Origin of the sequence: Corynebacterium axilliensis (genome assembly GCF_046097495.1) — a bacterium.
Classification (GTDB): Bacteria; Actinomycetota; Actinomycetes; order Mycobacteriales; family Mycobacteriaceae; genus Corynebacterium.
Map to the genome: position 1 here is coordinate 1,462,638 of NZ_CP175768.1, position 24,741 is coordinate 1,487,378.

Annotated in this window: 25 protein-coding genes; 13 read left to right on the forward strand and 12 right to left on the reverse strand. The window is 63.9% G+C overall.

The annotated features are described in order from the left end of the window. Window positions 1-18 precede the first annotated feature (18 nt). From ispF to ACKFR8_RS07190, 3 genes are read right to left on the reverse strand one after another with little or no spacing between them, the layout of a single operon-like run. Window positions 19-510 (reverse strand): 2-C-methyl-D-erythritol 2,4-cyclodiphosphate synthase, encoded by a 492-nt coding sequence (ispF, locus tag ACKFR8_RS07180; protein ID WP_306507088.1) that lies wholly within the window; start codon window positions 508-510, stop codon window positions 19-21. Next, window positions 503-1,252, reverse strand: a complete 750-nt coding sequence (gene ispD / locus ACKFR8_RS07185; RefSeq protein WP_306507087.1) for a 2-C-methyl-D-erythritol 4-phosphate cytidylyltransferase — start codon at window positions 1,250-1,252, stop codon at window positions 503-505. The genes ispF and ispD overlap by 8 nt, the downstream gene beginning before the upstream one ends. Then, on the reverse strand, window positions 1,224-1,808 hold the full coding sequence (locus ACKFR8_RS07190; protein WP_296132167.1) for a CarD family transcriptional regulator: 585 nt from the start codon (window positions 1,806-1,808) through the stop codon (window positions 1,224-1,226). The genes ispD and ACKFR8_RS07190 overlap by 29 nt, the downstream gene beginning before the upstream one ends. 260 nt (window positions 1,809-2,068) lie before the next feature. Between ACKFR8_RS07190 and ACKFR8_RS07195 the strand changes: the two genes are divergently transcribed. Together ACKFR8_RS07195 and radA are read left to right on the forward strand one after the other, a co-directional pair. Continuing rightward, on the forward strand, window positions 2,069-2,641 hold the full coding sequence (locus ACKFR8_RS07195) for a hypothetical protein (protein WP_408929591.1): 573 nt from the start codon (window positions 2,069-2,071) through the stop codon (window positions 2,639-2,641). 155 nt (window positions 2,642-2,796) lie between these two features. Then, a complete protein-coding gene (gene radA / locus ACKFR8_RS07200; protein ID WP_408929592.1) occupies window positions 2,797-4,170 on the forward strand; it encodes a DNA repair protein RadA in 1,374 nt (457 codons plus the stop codon). Between the two features lie 26 nt (window positions 4,171-4,196). Here radA and ACKFR8_RS07205 read toward each other — a convergent pair whose 3' ends face one another. Together ACKFR8_RS07205 and ACKFR8_RS07210 are read right to left on the reverse strand one after the other, a co-directional pair. Further along, the gene (locus ACKFR8_RS07205; RefSeq protein ID WP_408929593.1) at window positions 4,197-4,973 is read right to left on the reverse strand and encodes a hypothetical protein; all 777 of its coding nucleotides are present in this window, start codon (window positions 4,971-4,973) and stop codon (window positions 4,197-4,199) included. A gap of 86 nt (window positions 4,974-5,059) precedes the next feature. After that, entirely contained in the window at window positions 5,060-5,683 is a 624-nt protein-coding gene (locus ACKFR8_RS07210; protein ID WP_306507084.1) for a carbonic anhydrase, read from the reverse strand. A 41-nt stretch (window positions 5,684-5,724) separates the two neighbouring features. Between ACKFR8_RS07210 and ACKFR8_RS07215 the strand changes: the two genes are divergently transcribed. Further along, window positions 5,725-6,585 carry an A/G-specific adenine glycosylase gene (locus ACKFR8_RS07215; protein WP_408929594.1) on the forward strand — a complete coding sequence of 287 codons (861 nt, stop codon included), beginning with the start codon at window positions 5,725-5,727 and terminating at the stop codon, window positions 6,583-6,585. Here the strand turns inward: ACKFR8_RS07215 and ACKFR8_RS07220 are convergent. Both ACKFR8_RS07220 and ACKFR8_RS07225 read right to left on the reverse strand, forming a co-directional pair. Then, the gene (locus ACKFR8_RS07220) at window positions 6,542-7,885 is read right to left on the reverse strand and encodes a threonine/serine exporter family protein (protein WP_408929595.1); all 1,344 of its coding nucleotides are present in this window, start codon (window positions 7,883-7,885) and stop codon (window positions 6,542-6,544) included. The two genes, ACKFR8_RS07215 and ACKFR8_RS07220, sit on opposite strands and share 44 nt — an antisense overlap. Next, window positions 7,885-8,055, reverse strand: coding sequence for a DUF4236 domain-containing protein (locus ACKFR8_RS07225; protein WP_296132186.1), 171 nt, complete (start codon window positions 8,053-8,055; stop codon window positions 7,885-7,887). The genes ACKFR8_RS07220 and ACKFR8_RS07225 overlap by 1 nt, the downstream gene beginning before the upstream one ends. 61 nt (window positions 8,056-8,116) lie before the next feature. On the opposite strand from ACKFR8_RS07225, the gene ACKFR8_RS07230 reads away from it, so the two are divergent. After that, window positions 8,117-9,340 (forward strand): lipase family protein, encoded by a 1,224-nt coding sequence (locus tag ACKFR8_RS07230; protein ID WP_408929596.1) that lies wholly within the window; start codon window positions 8,117-8,119, stop codon window positions 9,338-9,340. A gap of 3 nt (window positions 9,341-9,343) precedes the next feature. Here ACKFR8_RS07230 and ACKFR8_RS07235 read toward each other — a convergent pair whose 3' ends face one another. Continuing rightward, complete coding sequence (locus tag ACKFR8_RS07235) at window positions 9,344-10,225, reverse strand: DUF1266 domain-containing protein (protein WP_408929597.1); 882 nt, start codon at window positions 10,223-10,225, stop codon at window positions 9,344-9,346. Between the two features lie 84 nt (window positions 10,226-10,309). Between ACKFR8_RS07235 and ACKFR8_RS07240 the strand changes: the two genes are divergently transcribed. The 3 genes from ACKFR8_RS07240 (at window position 10,310) to ACKFR8_RS07250 (ending at window position 12,707) form a co-directional block, all read left to right on the forward strand. After that, entirely contained in the window at window positions 10,310-10,870 is a 561-nt protein-coding gene (locus ACKFR8_RS07240; protein WP_408929598.1) for a hypothetical protein, read from the forward strand. Continuing rightward, complete coding sequence (locus ACKFR8_RS07245) at window positions 10,870-11,736, forward strand: hypothetical protein (protein WP_408929599.1); 867 nt, start codon at window positions 10,870-10,872, stop codon at window positions 11,734-11,736. The genes ACKFR8_RS07240 and ACKFR8_RS07245 overlap by 1 nt, the downstream gene beginning before the upstream one ends. An 80-nt stretch (window positions 11,737-11,816) precedes the next feature. Then, complete coding sequence (locus ACKFR8_RS07250; protein WP_408929600.1) at window positions 11,817-12,707, forward strand: cation diffusion facilitator family transporter; 891 nt, start codon at window positions 11,817-11,819, stop codon at window positions 12,705-12,707. A gap of 130 nt (window positions 12,708-12,837) precedes the next feature. On the opposite strand, the gene ACKFR8_RS07255 is transcribed toward ACKFR8_RS07250, so the two are convergent. Beyond that, on the reverse strand, window positions 12,838-15,615 hold the full coding sequence (locus ACKFR8_RS07255; protein WP_408929601.1) for an ATP-dependent Clp protease ATP-binding subunit: 2,778 nt from the start codon (window positions 15,613-15,615) through the stop codon (window positions 12,838-12,840). 281 nt (window positions 15,616-15,896) lie between these two features. On the opposite strand from ACKFR8_RS07255, the gene ACKFR8_RS07260 reads away from it, so the two are divergent. The 5 genes from ACKFR8_RS07260 (at window position 15,897) to ACKFR8_RS07280 (ending at window position 20,906) form a co-directional block, all read left to right on the forward strand. Beyond that, window positions 15,897-16,418, forward strand: coding sequence for a CAP domain-containing protein (locus ACKFR8_RS07260; RefSeq protein ID WP_408929602.1), 522 nt, complete (start codon window positions 15,897-15,899; stop codon window positions 16,416-16,418). A 96-nt stretch (window positions 16,419-16,514) separates the two neighbouring features. Beyond that, window positions 16,515-17,195 carry a hypothetical protein gene (locus ACKFR8_RS07265; RefSeq protein ID WP_296132204.1) on the forward strand — a complete coding sequence of 227 codons (681 nt, stop codon included), beginning with the start codon at window positions 16,515-16,517 and terminating at the stop codon, window positions 17,193-17,195. Between the two features lie 117 nt (window positions 17,196-17,312). Beyond that, window positions 17,313-17,981: a hypothetical protein gene (locus ACKFR8_RS07270; protein WP_408929603.1), complete on the forward strand. Its 669-nt coding sequence runs from the start codon at window positions 17,313-17,315 to the stop codon at window positions 17,979-17,981. A 6-nt stretch (window positions 17,982-17,987) separates the two neighbouring features. After that, a complete protein-coding gene (locus tag ACKFR8_RS07275; protein WP_408929604.1) occupies window positions 17,988-19,421 on the forward strand; it encodes a serine/threonine-protein kinase in 1,434 nt (477 codons plus the stop codon). A 144-nt stretch (window positions 19,422-19,565) separates the two neighbouring features. Beyond that, window positions 19,566-20,906, forward strand: coding sequence for a serine/threonine protein kinase (locus tag ACKFR8_RS07280; RefSeq protein ID WP_408929605.1), 1,341 nt, complete (start codon window positions 19,566-19,568; stop codon window positions 20,904-20,906). Window positions 20,907-20,916: 10 nt separating this feature from the next. On the opposite strand, the gene ACKFR8_RS07285 is transcribed toward ACKFR8_RS07280, so the two are convergent. After that, window positions 20,917-22,317, reverse strand: a complete 1,401-nt coding sequence (locus ACKFR8_RS07285) for an MDR family MFS transporter (RefSeq protein ID WP_408929606.1) — start codon at window positions 22,315-22,317, stop codon at window positions 20,917-20,919. A gap of 167 nt (window positions 22,318-22,484) precedes the next feature. On the opposite strand from ACKFR8_RS07285, the gene ACKFR8_RS07290 reads away from it, so the two are divergent. Next, window positions 22,485-22,820, forward strand: coding sequence for a hypothetical protein (locus ACKFR8_RS07290; RefSeq protein ID WP_408929607.1), 336 nt, complete (start codon window positions 22,485-22,487; stop codon window positions 22,818-22,820). A gap of 35 nt (window positions 22,821-22,855) precedes the next feature. Here the strand turns inward: ACKFR8_RS07290 and ACKFR8_RS07295 are convergent, their stop codons facing one another. Both ACKFR8_RS07295 and ACKFR8_RS07300 read right to left on the reverse strand, forming a co-directional pair. Further along, the gene (locus tag ACKFR8_RS07295; protein ID WP_408929608.1) at window positions 22,856-23,734 is read right to left on the reverse strand and encodes a hypothetical protein; all 879 of its coding nucleotides are present in this window, start codon (window positions 23,732-23,734) and stop codon (window positions 22,856-22,858) included. 12 nt (window positions 23,735-23,746) lie between these two features. Beyond that, window positions 23,747-24,700 (reverse strand): hypothetical protein, encoded by a 954-nt coding sequence (locus ACKFR8_RS07300; RefSeq protein WP_408929609.1) that lies wholly within the window; start codon window positions 24,698-24,700, stop codon window positions 23,747-23,749. Window positions 24,701-24,741 lie beyond the last annotated feature (41 nt).

Here is a 24,741-nt window from a genome sequence, read left to right on the forward strand (position 1 = left end):
CTTTCCCTTGACTTTACGTCAGGAGTTGGGGGCCTGCCAGACCACGGCGGTGGCCACGGCGGCGCGGCCCTCTTTGCGGCCGGTGAACCCCAGGTGATCCGTGGTGGTGGCGGAGACGGACACCGGCGCCCCCAGGATCTCCGTCAGGACTGCCTCTGCTTCCTCGCGGCGCGGGCCCATCTTCGGGGATTGCCCGACGAGCTGCGCGGCGGCGTTGCCGATGGTGAAGCCGTTCTTCTCCAGCAGCTCGCGGCACTCGCGCAGCAGCTGTGCACCGGACACGCCATCGTATTCGGGGCGGCCCACGCCCACGAAGGACCCGAGGTCGCCGAGGTGGGAGGCGGACAGTAAAGCGTCGACAAGCGCGTGCGCCACCACGTCCCCGTCGGAGTGGCCCTCGCAGCCATCCACGCCGTCGAAGAGGAGGCCGGCGATCCAGCACTCCTTGCCGGGCTCGATCTGGTGGGCGTCGGTAGCGATGCCAACGCGCGGGATGATGGGGTTAGTCACTGGGTACCTCGAAGATGGTCGGCTCGGCCTCGTCCGTCACGGCCTGCGCCAGGACAAGGTCGATGGGCGTGGTGATCTTAAACGCAAAGGTATCACCCTGCACCGTCTCCACGCGCTCGCCATGCCATTCCATCAGGCTGGCATCGTCCGTGGCGGTGAACTCAGGGTTCTGCTCCCAGTAGTCCAGGTTGGCGCGGCGCAGCGCGGCCAGGGAGAAGCCCTGCGGGGTCTGCACAGCGCGCAGGCGGGAGCGGTCCGGCGTAGATAGGACGCAGTTACCGTCCACTTCCTTGATGGTGTCCGCCACGGGCAAGACGGGGACGACAGCGGTGGCACCGTCGAGCACGCGCTTGGCGACGCGTGCGACCATCCCCGGCGGAGTCAGCGCCCGGGCGGCGTCGTGGATCAACACCACGGCGTCTTCCTCCGGGATGGCTTGCAGCCCGGCCCACACGGAGTCGGCGCGCTCGCCGCCGCCGTGCACGAGGCGAAGCGGGATGTCGGCGTCGACGCGCCCAAGAATACGCTCGGCAAAGTGCTCCATCGCCGGGCTGACCAGCACGATCACCTCATCGACCATGCCGGAGGTCACCATCGCCTGCACGGAGCGCTCCAGCAGCGTGCGCCCGCGCAGCTCGACGTAAGCCTTGGGCACATCCGCCCCCAGGCGCGTGCCCTTGCCTGCCGCGGCAACGAGTGCGATGACGCGGGGTTTAGTCTTCGTCGTCGAAGGAGAGGTCATCGAGATCGATGTCATTGTCAATGTCGGTGGTGATGGACTTGTCCTCCACCAGGCCGGCGGCGCGGTGGCGCTCGATGGTGGCGTCAATCTCCTCCATCATGGTGTCCGCCTTCTTCTCATCCACCGGGGTGGCCAGGGAGAGCTCACCAACAAGGATCTGGCGTGCCTTGGCCAGCATGCGCTTCTCACCGGCGGACAAGCCGCGGTCCTGGTCGCGGCGCCACAGGTCACGGACAACCTCAGCGACCTTGTTGATGTCACCGGAGGCCAGGCGCTCCTGGTTGGCCTTGTAGCGGCGGGACCAGTTGCCGGCCTCTTCGACGTCGACCTCGCGCAACACGGAGAAGACCTTCTCCAGGCCCTCCTTGCCCACGACGTCGCGCACGCCGACCATCTCGACGTTCTTGGACGGCACGCGCACTACCAGGTCGGACTGGTTGATCTGCAAGACGAGGTACTCGAGGGTCTCGCCACCCATCTCGCGGGTTTCGATCGCCGTAATCTTGGCAGCGCCGTGGTGGGGGTAGACGACGACCTCTCCGACCTTAAATTCCATTGCCACTCCTTTATTGAGTACCCATCGCGTGCCCACTGCGTGGGGCGTATATACAGGGAGCTTATTCTAGCACGCTGGCCTTTACCCCCGCCCCGGCGGGCACCGCCCACACGCTCTACACCACGAAGGCCACGCGGCGCAGCACGGCTACCCCCGGTTTACCCAAGAGGTTGGGGACTAACTGTGTGCTTTCCCCGAAGAGGGACTAGGCTAAAGCGTTGATAAGCTTTGTGATCGCAATTCTATGGAGGACACTCACAGTGCAATCCCTGAAGTCCGCCGCGCGCCGCGGTGCCATCATGTCAGTTACTGCCCTCTCCGTGCTGGCGCTGGCTTCCTGCTCGGCTGGCCACGTTGCACAGACCGCTGAGAAGGTCGCTGCTGTTGACGGCGCATCCGCCAGCACCGAGGACGGCAAGGTGGCCGTCCGCGACGTCACCATCCAGGTGGAGCCGGACAGCGGTGAGACCTCCCTGAAGTTCCTCGCCATCAACGAAGGCTACGAGATCGGCGATGTCACCTTGGAGTCCATCACCGTGGACGGCCAGCACGTCACCATCGAGGGCGCTGAGCCGATTGCCCGCGATCAGTCTCTGTACGGTGACTCCGCCGCCAACCTGGAGGAGCTGCCGAAGGACGAGAAGGACAAGAACGTCACCTACGTCACCACCTCCCTGAACAACGAGGAGTTCGGCTTCGGTGGCGCCCGCCCGGTCACCTTCACCTTCAACACCGGCACCATCGAGGTTGACGCCGCCGTGGCAGCCTCCCCGCTGCAGTCCGGCAAGTACGACCGCGACCCGGAGTCCACCGAGGGCTACACCGAGAACTAGTGCGTAGCCGCTTTCCAGCCGAGCTACCGCTCCCCACGCCTCCCCTTACCGAAGCCTGCTGGGCTTCGTGGGGAGGCGTTTCGCGTTTTTGCTGCTGAGCGGCAACTCTTGCCGGCGTGGCGTGCGTGTCCGAGGCACTTACTAGAGTGTTGGGCATGGCAAAGAAGGTTCGTCCCGTCCACACGTGTTCCGAATGTGGTTTCGTCTCGCCGAAGTGGCTCGGCCGCTGCCCCGAGTGCGGTTCGTGGGGAACGCTGCAGGAGACTGCGGCACAAGACGGCGGTAGTGCCGCCCAGGCCGCCGTGTCGGGGCGGCGGCCCACGGGGCTTACGCCGACCAGCCCGGCTGTGCCCATCACGAAGATTGGGGCGACGCAGACCAAGGCGATCAACACTGGCATCGGGGAGCTCGACCGCGTGCTGGGCCGCGGCATCGTGCCCGGATCGGTGGTGCTCATGGCGGGCGAGCCGGGCGTGGGCAAGTCCACGCTGCTGCTGGAGGTAGCTTCCCGCTGGGCGCAGCTCGGGCGCACCGCGCTCTACGCCACGGCGGAGGAATCTGCGGGACAGGTGCGCGCCCGCGCCGAACGCACCGGTGCCTTGCATGAGACGCTGTACCTCGCCGCGGAGTCCAACCTCGACGTCGTCTTCGGCCACGTGGAACAGCTCAAGCCCAGCCTCATCATCGTGGACTCGGTCCAGACCATGCATGCGGCCGGGGTGGAGGGCGTCGCCGGCGGCGTAGCACAGTCCCGCGCCGTGACCGCCGCCCTCACCACGCTGGCCAAGACCACCGGTATCCCGATTCTGCTGGTGGGCCACGTGACGAAGGACGGCAACGTGGCGGGCCCGCGCGTGCTGGAGCACCTCGTGGACGTCGTCCTCAATTTTGAAGGCGACCGCCAGTCCTCGCTGCGCCTGCTGCGCGGATTAAAGAACCGCTTCGGCGCCACGGATGAGATGGGATGTTTCGAGCAGACTTCGGCCGGTATTAGAGAGGTGGCCAATCCCTCCGGCCTGTTCCTCTCCCACCGTGGCAGCACCCCGGACGGCTCCGCGGTGACAGTCGCCATGGACGGCGTGCGCCCCATCCTGGCGGAGGTCCAGGCGCTTACCGTGGACCCGGTGGCGAAGAACCCGCGCCGCGTCGTCACGGGGCTCGATTCCAACCGCGTGCCCATGGTGCTCGCGGTGCTGCAGGCCCGCGCCGGCGAGCGCACCAACGACAAGGATGCCTACGTGGCCACCGTGGGCGGCATGAAGATCCAAGAGCCCGCGACGGATCTGGCGGTAGCACTTGCCACCTGGTCCTCCTTGCACGAGCGACCATTGCCACCCAAGACGGTAGTGATTGGGGAGGTGGGCCTCGCCGGCGAGGTGCGCCGCGTGCCCAATCTGGACCGCCGCTTGTCGGAGGCCGCGCGCTTGGGCTACCGCCGCGCCATCGTCCCGCCCGGGGAGGTCGAGGTATCCGGGATGCGCGTCACGCACGCCGCAACAGTCAGTGAGGCTATCGCGGCACTGAGCTAGGCGGTTGGCCTAGGCCGGGGTGTGCCTTATACCAAGTTGAAGGGCAGCGCCGCGGAGTAGTTCTCCCCGATGACGGTGTGCAGGAAGTACGCGCCTGGTTCTGCCTCGGGGCGGTCGGTGCACACACCGGGCTCGGAGCGCTTCCGGGACCAGTCCGCCTGGAAGTAGCGGGTCTCGCCCGTCTTGAAGGTCTGCTCGCCGGTCTCTACTGAGGCATAGCAGTCAGTATCCGCCCACACGCGCTCGTTGCTGCCCATCTTGTAGACCTCAAAGCGCAGCTGCTGCTCATCCAGGTTGATAGTGCAGTCCTTCGTGGTCGGGTTGAAGACCTCCATGTAGAACGTGGGCATCTTGCCCGCCGGGACGGTCTCCTCATTGGTCTTCGCCATGACCTTCAGGTCCTCGAGGGAACAGGTGGTCTTCGCCGGATCTACCGCCAACTTCTCAGGGTCAGCGGGCTGGTTCTCTTCCGAACTGGGCTCTTCGCTGGAAGGCTGCTCTGATTCGGAACCATCCTTCTTATCCTCGGACTTGTCCGCGGGCGCGGCGGCCTCCGGAGAACCCGACTCTGCGGAGCCCTCAGAGCTCTCCGGCGCCGCCGTGGTGCTGGTTTCCTCAGTCATGCTGGTGGATGCCGCAGCGGGCTGGGAGCCGTCCTGCTCTTCCTTCGAGCCGCCTAACAGCATGGTTGCCGCCGCGATCAGGACGACGACAAGCACCAAAATCGCCACGAGCGCGGCGATGCGGCGCCGGACATAGATTTCTCGCGGCAGCGGCTTCGAAGTGCGGGTTGGCTCAGTCACACCACCAATTTTAGGGTGCCTGGACGCCAACTCCTACCAGCCGCCCGCCGCGTGTCTCGCCTGACCGCGATGATCTGGCAGTGCGGCTACTGCACGCCGTGGAGGACCACGGTTTCGACGCTGGAGTCCTCAAGGAGGTAGCGCAGGCCCACCACGCCGAGGGTTCCCTCATCCAGCAGGCGGCGCGCGGCTGGGACATCAGAAACGATCTGGGACACCGTCTGCGCGGTGTGTTCCCGCTCAAAGTCGGCGGTCTCATCGCGGCTATCACGCTTGGCCACCAAGGCGGAGGCCGCCACCTTCTCAATAATCGGGCGCTGCAGGCCCTTGGGAAGCTCCCCGCCGGCGAGGAACCCGGACGCCGCCGCCACCGCGCCGCAGGACTGGTGGCCCATGACAACGAGCAGGTTGGCCTGCAGGTTTTCCAGAGCGTAATCCAGCGAAGCCAGCACCGCGTTATCCAGGATGTGCCCGGCGGTGCGGATGACAAAGGCATCGCCGAAGCCAATGTTGAACACGTGCTCAATCGGCGCGCGCGAATCCGAGCAGGACAGGACAATGACGCGCGGGTCCTGCCCCTGCGTCAGCCCGGCGCGCAGCTTGGCGTCCTGGTTGACGGCGATGAGGTTTCCAGTAACGAGGCGCTGGTTGCCCTCCTGGAGGGCTTCCCACACCTTCTGCGGATCTTGAGGTACGTGTCGAAGAGGCATGATTCACACTCTAGTCCCCCACCCCCTACACTGTGAGCCTTATGGATACCCAAGCTGTCGTGGAGTGGTTCGACGCCAACGAGCGGCCCCTGCCGTGGCGCCGCCCCGGGACCTCCGCCTGGGGTGTGCTGCTCAGCGAGGTCATGAGCCAGCAGACCCCGGTCGCGCGCGTGGCCCCGCAATGGGAGGAATGGATGCGGCGCTGGCCCACCCCGGCGGATCTCGCGGCAGCCTCCAAGGCGGACGTGCTGCGCGCGTGGGGCAAACTGGGATACCCGCGTCGCGCGCTGCGCCTGTGGGAGTGCGCGAAGGAGATTGGTGCGGGGGAGGTCCCCGGGGACGTCGCCAAGCTGCTGGCGTTGCCGGGCATCGGTGACTATACGGCCCGGGCGGTGGCGTGCTTCCATTATGGACGCAACGTGCCGGTGGTGGATACCAACGTGCGCCGCGTGTACGCCCGCGCGGTCGACGGCACTTTCCTGCCGCCCACCCCGTCCAAGCGCGAATTGGCGCAGGTGGAAGCATTGCTTCCGGAGGAGAACGGCCCGCGCTTTTCGGCCGCTCTCATGGAGCTCGGCGCGCTGGTGTGCACCGCCAAGAACCCGGACTGCGCGGCCTGCCCGCTGAAGTCCACGTGCGCGTGGCAGCTGGCGGGGTGCCCCGAGCCCAGCGCGGAGGAGACGGCGCGTGCGAAGAAGCGTGTGCAAAAGTTCGCCGGTACGGATCGCCAGGTGCGGGGCCTGCTTCTCGACGTCCTCCGGGACTCCCCTCACCCCGTCCCGCAGGCCGACCTCGACGCGGTGTGGCCGGACGCCGCGCAGCGCTCGCGCGCGCTGGCTTCCTTGCTGGAGGACGGCCTTATGGAGCAGGACGCGCAGGGCCTGTTTCACCTGCCGCACTAGGCCCGCCCGCCGGGCTGGGGACATGCGAAAAGTCAATGAGCCGCCCCAGCGTCCAGTCACGATCCGTCAGCAGGCGCGCGAGGATGAGACCGCAGCCGATGGCCGCCACAGCCATCGAGGCGGTGGCGAAGTTACTCAACGCCTGATCCATGTCGCCCACGTTGAGGTGGTAGACGGTGCGGAACATGGAGGTGCCCGGGATCATGATGACGGAGGCCGGCACCGTCGTGGTGATACGCGGCAGGTGCGCGCTCTTGGAGGCCACCGCGCCCAAAAGCCCCACGATGAGACCGCCGGCAAAGGCGCCGACGTAGCTCGTGGCCCCGACTCCGATGAGGATCAGGCGCACGAGGTTGGCCACCGTTCCCACCGCGGCCGCCACGAGCACCATCCGGCGCGATGAGTTAAAGAGGAACGCGAATCCCGAAATGCCCAAGAAGCTCGCCGCCGCGGCGGCGAGGTACCACACCGGTTCATAGTCCGGGATGCCCGGTTCCGGGGTGAGCTCCGTGGTCCAGCTGACCAGCGCCACGGTAAACGTGGCGGCGGTGATCACCGTCAGCGCGTAGGTCAGCCGGGAGAGCCCGGCCTCAAAGTCGAAGCGCGCCAGGTCAATGAGCGCGGAGAACAGCGGGAAGCCAGGAATGAGGAAGAGCACAGCAGCCACGTAGCCCGAGGAAAACTCCGAGGGGTCCGCCACCCCGGCGGCCGCCACGGCCTCGGTGGTGAAGAAGTACACGAGGCTGGCCACCGTTCCGGCCGCCACGATGCAGCCCAGCTGGTGCACGTGTTTGCCGTGCAAGACCGCGCGAGTGAGCTGGCCGCAGAAAGCGGCGAGGGCCACCAGCAGAATCGCCGGCGGGGTAAAGAAGTTCAGGACCGCAAACGAGGCGCACGCAATTGCCGCCGCCGCTGCCAACAGCCACCGGTTCCACCGCTTGACCACGTTGGCCTCGATGACGTCGAGCATCTCCGTGAGCTCTTCCGCCGTAATGCCGGCGTACAGCCGGTGGTGGGTCAGATCCTCTAAGGCCTCGATCCGGGAGGCATCCACCGCGGGGGAATGCTGCTGCGCTACCACCGTGCGGAAGTCACGGCCGCGGTGGAACGTACAGGTGATCTGTGTGACGCCGACGTTGGCGTCAAGGCGATCAAACCCGAGTGCGCGGGCGGCTCGCTTCATGCCTCGCAGCACGCGGTAGCCCGATGTGCCCGCCCCCATCAGCATCATGCCCAGGCGCAGTACCACGTCGGCCTCGTACCCCATGCGAACGTAGTCAGTGCTGGGGCGTGAGCTCATTAGCGCCAGCGCCCCCGGAAGTTCAGACCACCCGGCAGGTTAACCCACATGCCGCCACGAGAGTTGAAGGTGACTGGGCCGACCTTGGTCGACATCGACGCACCGGAGCCAGAGAGGTTCACCCAGCTGTTCTTTCCGGTCTTCTTGCGCTTGCGGAAGTAAATACCCATGACGGATAGCTTAGCGCGAGAAACTGCTGCGCCGTACACGAGAAAGATTTAGTATTGCCTCATGAAACTAGTTTCCCGCGCAGTCCTCGCAGCGGTGGCAGCGCTGACCACCGCTGTTGCTCCTGCCACCGCCGCGGCCGACCCCGGCGCTGTTACCGCCTCCCACCCCATCTCCCACGCTGCCGCGATGACGGGCGTGCGCGCGGAAAAGATCTCCTACGAATCCACCCTCATGGACGGCTCCCCCACCACCGTCACCGGAGTCATCTACGAGCCCTCCGCACCGTGGAACGGGCCGGGCGAGCGCCCCACCATCATCTTTGCCCCGGGCACCCGCGGGGCGGGCAATCAGTGCGCGCCCTCCAACGCGGACCAGGCAGTGGGCAACCTAGCTGTGGGCCCGGCCCAGCAGGTCACGCTCAACATGAACTACGAGTACGCCTTCTACCAGTACGCCACGCAGCAGGGCGTGCGAGTGGTCACCACGGATCTCGTGGGCCTCGGCACGCCCGGCCACCACTCCTACGTCAACCACATCGAGGAGGCACACGCGGTTCTCGACGCCGCCCGGGCCACCCTCCGCCACACGCACGCCCCCGCCAACGCCCCGGTCGGGTTCGCCGGCTATTCCCAGGGCGGTGGTGCAGCGGCAGCGGCCGCCGAGTACGCGGCCACTTATGCCCCGGAGCTCAACGTCAAAGGCACCTACGCGGGCGCACCTCCTGCTGACCTCTTTGAGGTCATGGATGCTGTCGACGGCTCCTCCATCGTCCACGTCTTGGGCTACGCCATCAACGGCTACGCCGAGCGCAGCCCAGAGTTCTACAACGAGATCGTCACTGAGATGAACCCGCGCGGCATGCACTACCTGGCCAGCGCCGCGGACGCCTGTATCGGCGATTCCATCGCAACGTGGGGTTTTACCCGTACCAGCCAGCTCACCAAGACCGGTGAGTCCTTCAGCGAGCTCATCCACCGCAAGCCAGTGGCCGCGCAGATGATGACAGAGCAGCGTCTGGGCCAACACCCGCTCAACGCGCCCCTGCTGGTCATGAATTCCCCCACGGATGATCTCATTCCCTACGAGCAGGCGCGCACCATGGCCGGAAACTTCTGCGCGCAGGGTGGCACCGTCCAGTTTGAGGCTGCCGACCCTGTCGATGTCTTCCGCACCGCCGGCGCGAACCACGCGCTGCCGATGGTGACCTCCATCCCACGCGGCGTGGACTACCTCCTCGACCGCTTCCGGGATGTGCCGGCTCCCACCAACTGCCAGGCTTCCTAAGGCCTAGTGCAAACCGTCCAACGGTGAGAATGGCTCCTCGGCTTGGATGTCATGCAACGGCACGCGCACCCAAGGCGAATCACTGTGTGCGAGCAGCTCGGTGAGCCGTTGCGATTGGTCCTTCATCGCAGCGGCGACGTCGGGCTCGCCGTCACTCGCCCAAACCATTCGGCCCCACCAGAAGCTTGCGGCAACGTCAGCCCACGACACGAAGTAGCGCTGCAGCGCCGCCACGGCTTTATCCGAAATCTGAAGGAACTCTTCTGGAGAGATCCACCCCAGCTCCGTTGCCGGGCCACCAACGTTGTGAATTCGGATAATGTCCCATGCGCGCGTAGTGGTGGGCAATGCCGGGGCAGCTGCTTTGGCAAAGCCATCCGAGCGCAACATCCTCACGAGGTAGCGGAACTTATGTTCACCACGACGCGGATCCGCACCTTGGGCAACAAAGAAGTCTTTGAGAAACTCGACCTTTTCTTCCACTTCCGCATCTAACTCGCGCTCAGGGACGTCCTTGACGGCGTATGCGAGGGGCAAAACCAAGTCATCTTCCACATGCTGGCCGCCTTCGAGCAGGGCATCAATGACCTGATGCGCCTCCTGAGCCCCGGTGACGCCATAGCTTTGCTCGAGGAATGCTTTGTACTGCTTGGCCGTCCTTGCATTGATGTCCTCCGCCCCTAGCGGGGTCGCAAACGCCTTATTGCTCTTGTACATCATTCCCCAAGAGTGGCGGCGCACTTCATCTTTGCTCGGCGCCGGTTCCGGCCACGGGAACTTCGAAAGGCGGTAGGTCCAAGTATCATCAAACTTTGCTGGCGTGAACGTTGAGCTCATACCCACACAACGTACCGAGGTTTCTGGCACGGTTCCGTAGCGATCCATCTATCACCCCTATGCTGGGGGTGATTTACGCCATAATTCAGAACATCCAGTCACAGTTTTTGATGTGTTGTTAGTCTCGTGTGCATGACAGGCCCCCAAATTGCATTGACAGACCGGCCAGATCTCGGTGCCGCACTTAAACGTGCTGGTGATTCCGAGATTGTGCACGCTGCCGCCGCAGCCGTTGTAGAAGGCCTTGGTGTCGACGAGATTGTGCTGGAAGCCGCCGCCACGAAAGCAAGTGGGGTGGATGGTGCTGCGTTTGTCACCAACCGCAGGATCCTCGTGACCGCCGATAAGAAGAATCCATCCCATTTTGAGTTCCTTGAACTTGACAACCTGGGCAACGTCACAGTTCTGCCTTACAAGGATGGCTGGGCCGTCGTGGCTCAGCTCTACAGCACGTACAAGATATGGAGCGGGTTCACGGAAAAGGCCGCGCGTCGCGTGCAGTTTGCCGCCCAGTGGGCCCTGACTGCAGGCAGGGAGGCACGAACGGAGGCCTCCCGCGCGGTGTCTTCGGAGGAGCTCTTTAAGCGATGGAAAGAAAACAAGCATCGCCTCAATCGCGACAGCGTGGAAGCGCGCGTTGAGTCGATGCACTCCCTGTATTCCGACATTGATTCACGGTGGTGGACTGAATAATGAGCAGACTTGCATACCCGGGTTCGCCCGATCACCTTAACGGGGCGGAAGACACATCACGCATCAAAGAAGGCCAGACAGTTGCAGATAATGGCTACCGCCATTTCATCAAGCACGGCTCACTACTAGACGCAGGCGCGTCTCCGAATAGTGCCATGGGCACCGCCTCACCCTCGTCGAACCCCACCGCGGGAACCACCACAGGAACCCACGCCAATGGCGCAAAGCAAGGCCTCAGCGTTAAAAAGCAGCTATTGCTCGTTCCGCTAGTGATCGCTGTGATAGTGGTGGTAGCGATTGGCTACGTTGCACTTAAAAACGCGCTCTTTGGTGATAAATCAGAGGAATCGGCTGCTCCCGAACAACCGGCCGCTGAGGCGCCTGCCGACTCTGGGGCTTCTGACGGTAGCGCTACCGGCGCGACCGGTGACGATAAGACTGGCGACACTCAAAGTGGCCTCACCCCTGCCGACCAAGCACCCGAGCCGATTGCTAACTTCGTGGAATTGTGCACGGATTATGAAGTGGTGTTCAGCTACTACGGCGCGGATAACTCCCCTGCCCCAGAAGCGAAGGGCACCAACTGTTCCGTAGATACTACGAAAGCACCTGAGGTTGGTTACGTAGTCTTCACCGATGACCCAGCCGCCACCGCCGCCGTCCGTGACGGTAAGCCCGTCTTGGACGCCGCTGAAATTTCAGCAGAATCAACGCGCGGTTCCACATTCAAGGCACAGCGATTGGAAGCCATCTTCACTGTTCAGGAAATCCTCCCTGACGATAAGGGAATCGTTGAGTACATGATCAAGAGTGATGACCCTGAGGTGGCAAAGAAGTCACTGGTAGGCCTCGGCGTGGCCAAGTAGAGCCAGAACGGGCACTTTTACCCGCCGCCTTCTTTTTTCATTTTATTGTCAATAAGCACCGGCGGCGATAGGCTGAGTGCATGGCACACAAGCATCACGACCACGATCACTCCGGCACACCGCTACGCGCACTCCTCATAGCGCTCAGTATTACCGGCATCGTCTTCTTCGCGGAACTGATCGGCGGCTGGTTGGCTGGCTCAATGGCGCTGATGGCGGATGCGATGCACATGCTTTCCGACGCCGCGGGCCTCATCATTGCGGTGATCGCGGTGCTAGTGGGTCGGCGCCAAGCATCAGCCCAGGCCACCTACGGCTACCGGCGGGTGGAGGTACTTGCGGCGCTGGCAAATGCGGTGATGGTGCTGGCGATCTCGGTGTGGATTGTCGTCGAAGCTGTGCGCCGCCTACAGAACCCGGCCGAGGTGCAGGGCGAGGCAATGCTGCTCATCGCGGTGATCGGTCTCGTGGCAAATGCACTGTCGGCGTGGGTGCTCCACCGGCACCGCGAATCTTCAATCAACGTGGAGGGCGCGTTCTTGCACGTGCTGGTGGATTTGCTCGGCTCGGTCGCAGTGATTGTGGCGGGCATCGTGGTGCTGACCACGGGGTTTGTGGCGGCGGACGTGATCGCCTCCCTCGTGATCGCGGCGATGGTGCTCCCACGCGCGTGGCAGCTCATGCGGTTGTCGGCGAGCGTGCTGCTCGAGCAGGTTCCGGCAAACTTCGACGCCAGCGCGATCGAGCCCGTACTGCGTCGGCTCGAAGGCGTTGCCGATATCCATGACCTGCATCTGTGGAGCCTGGACGGAGTCAACGTTCTCACGACCGTGCACATCGTGCGCGACGGCACCGTCGACACCGGTCCACTGTTGGATGCCGCCCAGCACGTCCTGCGCGAACACGGCATCGAGCACTCCACCATCCAGATCGAACACCCGGAGCACGAATCCCACGAGACCGTGTGCTGATTCCTTTTTGATAGTGGGCAGGCCATCCCGCCCACCGGTCACGAAAAAAGGCCCCGAATCGCACGGAGTGTCACTCGCATGCGGTTCGGGGGCTAATCCTTATGGGCCCAGCGCGGGCCCAAGTCAGCGCTTAGAGCGGCTGGCCAGCACCGGCACCAGCCGGCGGCGGGTTGCCGTCATCACCATCGTCATTGTGGGACTTCGACGCGGAGTCGCTACCAGACTGGTCCAGCACGTCCGGGCTCACGGAGTCCGGACCGTCAGAAATCGGGCCGTTGGCGTCGGTATCGATCTCGGTGGCGAGCTCCTCATCGGCCTCACGCACCGCGGTCTCCTCCAAGTCATCCTCGAAGGTACCTTCCGGCAGCGGGCGCGGACGCGGGGTGAAGGTGAAGGTAGCCGAGGAGTTGTCCTTGGACTCACCATCCCAGCCCTCAACGTCCACGGTAATGATTTCACCGGCGCCGATTTCGCCGAAGAGGATCTTCTCGGAGAGCTGGTCCTCAATTTCGCGCTGGATGGTACGACGCAGTGGACGGGCACCAAGAACCGGGTCGAAGCCGCGCTTGGCCAGCAGGTCCTTGGCCTTCTGTGTGAGCTCAATGCCCATGTCACGCTCGGAGAGCTGCTTCTCCACGCGTCCGATGAGCAGCTCGACCATCTCCACAATCTGCTCCTGCGTGAGCTGGTGGAAGACCACAATCTCGTCGATACGGTTCAGGAACTCAGGGCGGAAGTGCTTCTTCAGCTCATCGTTGACCTTGTTCTTCATGCGCTCGTACTGAGCGTCCGAGTCGTTCTCCGAGGAACCGGAGAAGCCCAGGCCCACAGCCTTCGAGATGTCCTGAGTACCCAAGTTCGAGGTAAAGATGAGGACCGTGTTCTTGAAGTCCACGATGCGCCCCTGGCCATCGGTGAGGCGGCCATCCTCCAGCACCTGCAGGAGGGTGTTGTAGATCTCCTTGTGGGCCTTCTCGATCTCATCGAACAGGACGACGGAGAACGGCTTGCGGCGGACCTTCTCGGTCAGCTGGCCGCCCTCTTCGTAGCCCACGTATCCCGGAGGAGCACCGAAGAGGCGGGAGGCTGTGAAGCGATCGTGGAACTCACCCATATCGATCTGGATGAGGTCATCATCCGAACCGAAGAGGAAGTTAGCCAGGGACTTCGACAGCTCCGTCTTACCCACACCGGACGGACCGGCGAAGATGAAGGAACCGGACGGGCGGCGCGGATCCTTGAGGCCCGCGCGGGTACGGCGGATGGCACGGGAGACGGCCTTGACGGCCTCGTCCTGACCAATGATGCGCTTGTGCAGCTCCTCCTCCATGCCCAGGAGGCGGTTGGATTCCTTCTCCGTGAGCTTGAGCACCGGGATGCCGGTCCAGTGCGCGAGGACCTCAGCAATCTGCTCCTCGCCCACCTCGGCGATCTCTTCCAGGTCACCCGAGCGCCACTGCTTTTCCTTCTCGGCGCGCTCTTCACCCAGCTTGCGCTCCTTATCGCGCAGGCCGGCTGCCTTCTCGAAATCCTGCGCGTCAATCGCAGCTTCCTTCTCCTTGCGGACCTCAGCGATGCGGTCATCGACCTCACGCAGGCCCTCCGGAGCGGTCATGCGCTTGATACGCATGCGGGCACCGGCTTCATCCAAGAGGTCCACTGCCTTATCCGGCAGGAAGCGGTCGTTGATGTAGCGGTCCGACAGGGAGGCCGCGGCCTTGAGTGCCTCATCGGTGTAGGAGACGCGGTGGTGCGCCTCGTACTTATCGCGCAGGCCCTTGAGGATCAGCACGGTGTCATCCAGGGAAGGCTCATCCACCTTGACCGGCTGGAAACGGCGCTCCAGGGCGGCGTCCTTCTCAATGTGCTTGCGGTACTCATCCAGGGTGGTGGCACCGATGGTCTGCAGCTCACCACGGGCCAGCTTCGGCTTCAGCAGCGAAGCGGCGTCAATGGCGCCTTCTGCGGCACCGGCACCGACCAGGGTGTGAATCTCATCGATGAAGAGGATGATATCTCCGCGCTGGTTAATCTCCTTGAGCACCTTCTTCAGGCGTTCCTCAAAGTCACCGCGGTAGCGAGAGCCCGCCACCAGGGAGCCCAGGTCCAGGGAGTACAGCTGCTTATCCTTGAGCGTCTCCGGAACCTTGCCGTTGACGATGTCGAGCGCCAGGCCCTCGACGACGGCGGTCTTACCCACGCCCGGCTCACCAATGAGCACCGGGTTGTTCTTGGTACGGCGGGACAGCACCTGCATGATGCGCTCCACCTCAGACTCACGGCCGACGACCGGATCAAGCTTGCCGTCCTTCGCAGCCTGGGTGAGGTTGCGTCCAAACTGGTCCAGGACCAGGGAGTTGGAGCGCTCGCCAGACCCACCCGGTGCGGTGCGACCGCCCTGGCCGGCACCTGCACCAGCGCCCACCGGGCCAGAGCCCTGGGACTGGCCGTTACCTTCGCCCTCGCCGCCTTCGTAGCCGGAGAGCAGCTGGATAACCTGCTGGCGCACGCGCGGCAGGTCGGCACCCAGCTTGGTCAGCACCTGGGCGGCCACGCCGTCACCCTCACGGATGAGGCCGAGGAGCAGGAACTCGGTGCCAATGTACTTGTGGCCCATCTGCAGGCCCTCACGCAGAGAGAGCTCCAGGACCTTCTTGGCGCGAGGGGTAAACGGAATGTGGCCGGTGTGCGGCTGGGAGCCGTGGCCGATGATCTCCTCCACCTCACGGCGGACGTCCTCCAGCGAGATGCCCATGGATTCCAGGGCCTTGGCGGCAACGCCCTCACCCTCGTGGATAAGCCCCAGGAGGATGTGCTCGGTGCCGATGTAGTTGTGGTTGAGCATGCGTGCTTCCTCCTGCGCCAAGACGATGACGCGGCGAGCACGGTCAGTAAACCTCTCGAACATTACCTCTACCTTTCGCTATTAATGTGTCACCCACTCTAACGCGCGCGGACGACACTCCTTCCACTGTTTTCCTTCCCACCGGCCCCAAACCCCACTAATTTCCCCGTTTTAGCTGCTCACAGCACTGTACGCCGGTAGCGAACAGGGCCAGCGCGATGGTCAGCATCCGGAGAGCACTTCCCCACTATTGGCTCAAATTATGGCCACCCCTGATACTGTTAATGGTGCTTTTCGCCCCTACCGAAGAGCTACCCACTCTCTCACCTAAGGAACTGTCGCGCATGCCTGTCAACGTCAAATTTCTCAATGATCTACCCCAAATCCTCGGTGTGGTTCTAGCCCTCCTGAGCTTGCTAGGGACGATTCTAGGTATCACCAGCGGACACGACGGGGGCATCAGCTCGTCGTCTGGGCCAAGTGCCACGCCGGACAGCGTGGTGGCGTCCCTCAACGACTACCGCGCTGATCACAACCTGCCCGCTGTGGAGCACCGCACCGATATGGATGCGGTGGCGCAAGCCTGGGCCGAGCGCATCGCGCGCGAAGAACGGCTCTATCACAACCCGAACTACACGGCGCAGAGCCCTGACGGGGTCTACATCGCTAGTGAAAACATTCTGGTGACCCAACCCGGCGCCTCCGCCGACCGGATCATCCAGGATTGGCACGAGTCCCCGGGTCACCGCCGCAACATGCAAGACCCGCGGTGGACAGTCGTCGGCATCGGCATCGCGCAGGACCGCAGCGGTAGGACCTGGGCGGTCCAGAACTTCGGCGTCACGAGCCTGGCGTCGTTCTTCTAGTGCCCTTCGAGCTTCCCTCTAGTTTCTCCGCCTCCCCTGCAACACCCGTGCAGTAAACTTACTGCTGTTATATCAGCGAGGGAGGAGTCGGTCACGATGCAACCACACCACGGCGCCCTGCTGGTCAATGACCTCATTGGCCATACGCGCCTCCTCGATGTCTCCGAGTCCGCCACCCTGGGCCGCCAGGGCGATATTCTCCTAGCCTCGGACGATCCTGCTATGCACCGCACCTTCCTCCAGGTGTGGTCCAACGGCGCGCAGTGGTTCATCAAGAACATCGGCGGTTTCATCGCCGCCACCATCCAGCCGCCAGCCGCGTGCGGCTACGGCCGGGCCATTGTCAGCCCCGGCAGCATCGAGGTCCTGCACCCGGGCACGTCCACGGTGTACTTTTCCACCGCCACGATGAACTACGAGTGCGAGCTCACGGTGATGCAGCCCCTGCGCAGCCCGGAGCCCAGCCTCCCGCCGGACGGGCCTTTTACCACCCACGTCTTCGAACCGAACGAGGAGCAATGCCTCCTTCTCAAGGCCTTGGCCCAGCCCCTGCTGGACAATCCGGCCGCGGAGCCGCGCGTGGCCGTGGGCACCCAGCGCGAGCTGGCGGAGTCTTTGCACTGGACTGAGAAGAAGGTGGAGCGCAAGATTCAGACGCTGGCGGAAACCTTGCAGAAGCTGGGTGTTCCGCAGTTCCAGCCGGGCCAAAAGATCTCGTGGCGGATTGTGCTAGCGCAGTTCGCGGCGGCGCACCCGCAGTACTACGCCCACCTGTAGCACCCCCATATAAGCGAAGAGAAATATCTTATTCTCTTCTAACTACAACACGCATGCTGTTATTCTTTGACTACTTCTGTTTCTGCTTCTCACCGCTGCAAGGATTAGTCGCTCCGCATGTCCGCCTTAGCTTCCCTGCGCCTGCTGGCCCCTGTGGGCCTAGCGCTGGTGACGCTTTCCGCGTGCAGTCAGACTGCGGAGAAGGACGCGGCCGATGATGCCCCGAAGTTTACGGTGAGCGGCACCACCACTCTGTCGGCCCGTCCGGCATCAGGAGGCAGCCCCACAGACCCCAGCCCGGAACCTGGGAACGCCTCCCACCTGCGCAACGAGGACGGCACCTACAAGCTCACCGAAAAGCTCCCAGGCCCCGGGGCTGTAGACGAGATCGTGGCGAACTACTCCGGGCTGGAGAATTTTGGCTACCAAAACCTGCGCGCAGAGCTGGATAACCGCGGCTTCGATTCCGTGGTCAGCGGTTCCGCGCCCACCGGGGTGCTGCAGTGGGCAGTCGGCGGCATTTTGATTCTCAACACCCAGGCGTTGAACTTAAGCGGCGACGAGGCAGATTTGGAAAACAACGCCGAATGGCACGTCGCGGTGCTCGACACCGACGGCCACAACCACCTCAACCAGTCCGAGGATACCGAGTTCACCTGCTCCTTCGGCGTGTGCACCCTGGCTGCTGAGCTGCACGACGCAGGCAGCTTCAACGCCGAAATCACCATCCGCCAGGCCGGATACGAGCCGTTTGTAATCCGCCAGCCCATCCTCGTCGCCGAGTAAAACACCATGACCGCCCAACCCACCGCCTCCGGCTTGCCCCTGGATCTGGAGCCCGAGCTCACCGCCAAGGGCTATTCACAGTTCCACCAGATCGGGGCCGGCGGCATGGGCACCATTGTCTATGCCCGCAAGGAGAGCCTTGACCGCGAGGTGGCCATTAAGGTCATTGCCCAGCACGCGGCCGGCGACCAGGAAGAGGTGCGCCGGTTCATGGCGGAGATGCGCACCGTGGCAGCACTGGAGCACCCGGCTATCGTGCCGATTTATGACGGCGATATCACCCCGGGCGGCGTGCCGTACTTCGTCATGAAGTTTCTCTCCGGCCCCAGCCTGGAGGCACTGCTCAACCGCCGCATTCTGGAGGGATCTAAGTTCACGGTGGAAGAAACCGTGCAGGTGCTCCGGCCCATCGCGGAAGCACTGGACTACCTGGCGGATCTGCCCTCACCGGTGATTCACCGCGACATCAAGCCGGCGAACATCATCGCGGATGACTGCACCGTGATGCTGGCGGATTTCGGCATCGCCCTCAACGGCGAGAACACCCGCCTAACCCGGGAGGGGCTGCGCGTGGGCACGGATGCCTACATGGCCCCGGAGCTCTACCCCACGCAGTTGGCGCAGCAGCCGCCGCAGCCCACTGCCGCGAGCGACCGCTACGCGCTAGCACTCATCGCGCTGGAGATGCTCACCCTGGTGAACCTGCGCCGGGCTACCAGCCCCCAGCAGTGGGCGCACAGCCGCGTTATCCCGCAGCTGGCCGCGCACAACCTAGCGGACAGTGATGCCCCGCGGGCCGCAGCGCTCAACGCCTTCTTCGCCACCGCGCTGAACCCAGACCCGCAGGCCCGCTTTGCCACCTCCGCCGGGATGATTGAGGCGCTGGCAGGGGTCGGTGAGGTGGGGGCCGGGGAGGCGTCGCCAAGCACTGCATCCTCCGTACCCGTCTCCGCCGCGGAGGCAGGCCACAGTTCCCAGCGCCGGCGCCTTACCCTCCTCGACGGTGCTCTGGCGGCGGTGCTGTGCCTCGTCGGAATCGCCGGCATCCTGGGGCTACGCGGGGCCGGGTGGGACGAGGAAGATTCCACCCTGGCGCAGGAATTCCCTAACCTGCTGCCTACCCATCCCGGCCGCGGGCCGTGGAAGAACCTGGACTGCCGCCCCGTGGAGCCGGAAGAGGGACAGCGCTCGCGCATCCTCTGCGAGGGTGGGGACTTGACCCTCGTGGCCGCGGACTTCGGCACCGAGGACAGCCGCAACGAGATTCTGCCGAGCGTGATGGAAGAGCTCATCAGTGAGGCGTGCACCATCACCTCCGCAGAGATCCCCAACCAGCCGGGCACGTGGGGTGTCTACCCCACCGGGGTGTCTGCGCGCTTCGCTTTTGTCCTTGCCGGACCGGACGCGGAGCAAGCCCGCCTCAGCATTCCAATTTGTTGAGGTTAAAGGGCTGTCCCGGGGTTGTCTCCGGCGCTGATTCACATAAGATGTCAGTAGCACTCGAGCATTCGAGCACCCGGCCGCGCGCCCCGCTGCCTCTCCTGCACGTCCCCGCCTCCTATCTCCCCCAAAGGATTTCCCACCGTGTCTTTGCTTCCCCAGTTCTTCACCACCCGGCACCAACTGCGCGAAGTAGCGGTGCTGGACCAGGGCTCGGAATCGTCCCTCTTCCTCGTGGAAAAGCCCAACGGCGAGCAGCTACTGGTGGAGCTGTTCAACGCCCAGACCCGCGGCGCTGTGCAGGAAGCACAGAATGGTAACCAGCCCCAGCAGCGCTACATCGCCCCACTAGACGGCGGCGGCACCACGGACGAGGGCCAGGAGTTCCTCGTGCGCCGCAGCATGCCGGGCGAGCAGCTGTCTAACTACACGGCGTCGGGAGTAGGTGCTCGCCACCTCTCCCCGCGCGAAGCCCAGTCCGTCTTCGGTGCGCTGGCCCAGAGCGTGGACTTCCTCTTGGAGCGCAACCAGGCCGGCTACGCGCTGCGCGCGCTCAACCCGCGCCGCATCGTTCTCACCTCCAACCGCTCCAGCGGGTACTTCGCGGCGGTGGGCCCGGTGGCGCACGACGCGTCCTCGGAGGAGGTTATCGACCGTTTTGCCCAGCTCATCTCTGCAGCCTGCCCGTCTTTCAGAAACGGCGGGAACTATTCCAGCGCCGCTGCCGTCGTCGAGGCCCTGCGCACCGGCCCCACCCAGCAGCCCCACGGCTTTGGCCAGGCGCAGCAGCAGTCACAGCCGCAGGCACCACAGCAGTACATGCCGCCGCAGCAGCAGATGCCGCAGCAGCAACAGCAGAGCAGCTTCGGACACCCGCAGCAACAGATGCCGCAGCAGGGCTACGGCCAGCAGCAAGGTTATGGCCAACAGCAGAGCTCTGGCCAGCAGCAGTACTACGCGCAGCAGGACCAGAAGCCCCAAGACCAACAGCTACAGGGCACCGCTGAGCCGGCCAAGAAGAAGTCCAAGACTCCGCTCATTGTCGGCAGCATCCTCGGCATCCTCGCACTCATTGCGGTGGCGGCCGCGGCATACTTCTTCCTGTCCAAGCCCTCCTGGAGCGACGAAGAGCAGAAGTTGGCGGAAGCCTACCCGGAGTTGGTGAGCGACCGTCCGGACGGTCGGGCCTTTGCCGATGCCAAGTGTTCCTCCCGCGAACCGGAAGAGGGCCAGACCGCCAAGATCACGTGCGTGGGTGAGGACTTCTCCTACTCCGTAGCAGGCTACGAGGATGTGGATCAGCGTGCGGCAGCCGGGCCCGATACTGAGGGCGAGAAGCTCTCCAACGGCCAGTGCACCATGCGCAAGTACACCGTGTCCGAGGACGACAACACGTACTACCTCGCCGTAGAGGATTCCCCGAACGCCCTCCTGGTGTGGGGCGAGGCTGCTTCGGAGCAGCTCTACACTCTGCCCGTGTGCTAAACCCGCCGGGCTAGTCCACCCGCTTGAGCAGCGGGGAGATGACTGCAATAGCAATTCCGGTGATGCCGGCAAAGAGGAAGGCCCAGTGCGTTCCCTGCGCCGTGGCCGCGGCTGGGCTCAAGCCCGCCTCGGTGCCGGCCACCGTACCGCGGGTCAAGAAGACCACGAGGAACGCCGTGCCCATCGCGCCGGCGAGCTGCTGCAGCGTATTCATGATGGCGGAGCCGTGGGAATACAAAGTATCCGGCAGCGAGGACAACGCGGTGGTCATCAGCGGGGTCATCATCAGGCACATGCCCAGAGAGAACAGCACGTGCATGCCAACCACCATCCACAGCGCGGATGATTCGCCCAGGGTGGCCATGAGCCAGAGGCTCGCCACCATGAACAACGAGCCGGGGATCATCAAGGGGCGTGGGCCGTACGCATCGAATACGCGCCCCACAATCGGGGACAAAATGGCCTGCAGAATACCGCCGGGCATGACGGCAAGGCCGGTGGCAAAGGCGGTGACCCCCAGGGTGGTCTGCAGGTAAATCGGCAACACCGTGACCATGCCCAGCATCAGGCCGAAGGACAGAAGCATAACCAGCACGGCCAGGGTGAAGTTGCGTACCAGGAAAGGCCGCAGGTCCATCAGCGCGCGGTCATCGCGGGCCAGGCGCTGCTGGCGCAGGACGAAGATCACCAGCGCCACCGCGCCCACGGCGGTCACTGCGATTTCCACCACGGCGCCGCCCTCCAGCATTTTCTCAATCGAGGACAGCCCGTACACCAGCCCGCCGAAGGCGAGCGCGGAGAGAATCACCGACGCAACGTCGAGTGGCGTGTCCCGGTTTTCACCCACGTTGCTCAGCCGCCACAGGCCCGCAAGCAGGATGAGCACCATGAGCGGCAGCATGGCCCAGAAGATGACGTGCCAGGTGAAGTGGTTGAGGATTGCTCCGCCTACGGTCGGCCCCAGAGCCGGGGCCACCGAAATCACCACGGAGATAATGCCCATCACGGTGCCGCGGCGCTGCGGCGGGACCAGGGTCATGGCCACCGTCATAAGCGTGGGGATCATCAGCGCGGTGCCGCCTGCCTGCAGCACACGGCCGATAAGCAGCACCACAAAGCTCGGTGCCAGCGCCGCAACGACCGTGCCGACGAGGAAGAACCCGGAGGAGGCGGCGAAAATCTGGCGGGTGGTGAGCCGCTCCAGGAGGAAGCCGGTGGTGGGAATCACCACCGCCATCGTGAGCATGAAACCAGTCAGCAGCCACTGCGCGCTGGTGGCGGGAATCCCGTAATCCGCCATGATGGCCGGCAGCGCCACGGAGAGCGACGTCTCATTGAGGATCATGACCATCGCACCCAGCACCAGGACGCTGAGGTTGATAATCACCTTCGCGGGAATCTCTGCGGACATGCTCGACACGTCTCCTTTCCTTACCTAAGCAACCTGCTTAGAGTAGCCGTCCTCGCGGCCACGCGCCACAGCAACCCAGCGGGTGCCACTCCCCAAGAATCCCCCGTCAGGTCGACCGAAAATGGGAGGCTATAGGCCATATCGCCCGCTAGAGAAAGGCCAACCGGATGCCGCGGGATCTCCTCCTCACCAGCCCCGACGGGGACAGCGCTGTCGTGCGCCCAGGGCAGCAGGTGGTGGCCGGCCGCGCGGGTGACTTTCCTTTGGCCCCCGATGATGCCGCAATGCACCGCCACTTCCTGCGCTTCTGGCAGTGGGAAGAGGACTGGATGGTGAGCAACGTGGGCAACTTCCTAGCCGCGGAGCTATCCTCCCCGCTCATCCGCACCAACGGGCCCATCCGGCTGCTCCCCAACTCCACCACGGCCATCCCGGTGGGCACGTCGATGCTGTGCTTTACCACGCCCTCCGGGTCCTACGAGCTCACCGTCGCCTACACCTAGACAATTGCGCCGCCTGCTGGCGGCGCCCGTATCGCTTAAGGCAGCCGGGCGATGGTCTCCGGGGTCAGGAGTACGACCAATCCCCCGCTGTCCAGGCTGCAGCCAAGAAGACGGTTCTCCGGGATATCCTCCCACTTCTTCGGCGCGCCCGTACCGCACGTCCCGCCGTCGAGGGGGATGATGCCACGGCTTCCGCCCTCGCCCGGCGCGGCGTCGTAGTTCGTGTAGTCCTCAACCAGCTTCATGGCATCGTTACAGTTGGTGCCGTCCTGTTGAACATAAAGTGCGCCGGACTCACCGGACTTCGTGTCCACGGTCCCACAGATGGTGCCAGTGACTGCTTTTCCATCCGCACCCGGCTCGGCGGGGTAGGTATCCGAATAGAACCGTCCGTCGTCCTTGATGGTGAAGTAGTGGTCTTCGAACTTCATCGTGATCTCATTGGCACTGGGTGCTTCGATTATCATGCCCGCGTAGGAGACCTTTTCACCCTCGTTCAGGGTCTCTGCCTCCAACTCGTGGAACTTGGGCCAATAGACGGGGTGGAATCCGCGCTCAATGGTGTAGAAAACGCCGTTGGACTTCCACGTCTCATTGTCTGGCTGCGGATCAATGGGCGGATCCGCAAAGTCCACCATGCACGAGGGCGTCCTGCCCTCCTCATAGAAGGTGCACTGGACGCGCCCGTCTTGGCTCACCAGCGCTGGAATGCCCTCGCCTTCCTTTCCTCCCGGGAAGAAATCCTTGGGCTCGCGCTCTTTGAGCTCAACGGGCTTAGTGCTCACCGAGTTCTCCGAGCTCTCCGAGGCCTCCTGAAACTTCGGCTCATCGCCGGCGCCATCGCCACCCGCGGAGCAGGACACGAGCGCCAGGGAGAACGTCACGGCTGACAGACACGACGCAAGTTTTTTCATGCACTGCATCCTTTAGAGAAGGTTCTTCATGTTCTCGGGTGTGAGGACAACTACCGAGCCACCACTATCCGGGCTGCAGGTAAGAAAGCGGTATTCGACTTTATCTCCCCACACCTTCGGGGCCTGCAATCCACAGGTCCCGAGCTCCATGGTCATTTCGCCGCGGTCTCCTCCCTCACCTGACTCCCAGTCGTCGTTCACATACTCCTCGAGCAGCTTCATGGCGTCATTGCAGTTCGTGTTGTCTTCTTGCACGTAGACCGTGCCGCTAGCATCACCACGAGTAGCGCTCTCACCGCACACCGTTCCGGTGTAAGCAATGCCGTCGGCACCCGGCTTCGCGGGGAAGGTATCCGAGTAGTACTGGCCATCATCCTTCAGGGTGAAGCTATGGTCGCCGTTCTTCACCGTGAACTCCTTGGCGCCGGTGGCTTCAAATGTCGTATCGCCGAAGGACACCTTCTCACCCTCGTTGAGAGACGCGACCTCAGTGGGTTGATAGAACTCGATGGCCCACACGGGGAAGAACCCACGCGCGTTACGGAAGCTCACCGCGTTGGACTTCCAACTTTGCCCCACCGGGCTGGGGTAAATCGGCGGATCCGCAAACTCGACCTTGCACATGGGCCCCTCTGCTTCCTCGTAGATAAGGCAAATAGAGCGCCCATCGGGGCTCTTAACCGCCGGAATGGGATTTGGAATAGTCGCCAGATCTCCGCCCGCCATGAAGTCCTGCGGATCGCGCTCCTTCAACCCGGTCGGCTTGTCCTCCTTCGCCGACTCGTCGCTGCTCTGCGCCGCTTTGTCGGAGGAGCTGCCGGATGCGGAAGCAGACTCGGAGCTAGCAGCATCAGCCGAGTCCTGCTGGAACATCGGCTCGTCGCCGACAGGCTCACTGGACGAGGAGCAGGACGCCAGGGTACATGCCACAAGAGAGGCGGAGAGGACAGAAAGAAGCTTCTTCATACAGAGCATCGTTCCACGAATCGGTCCCACGCGCGAGCACT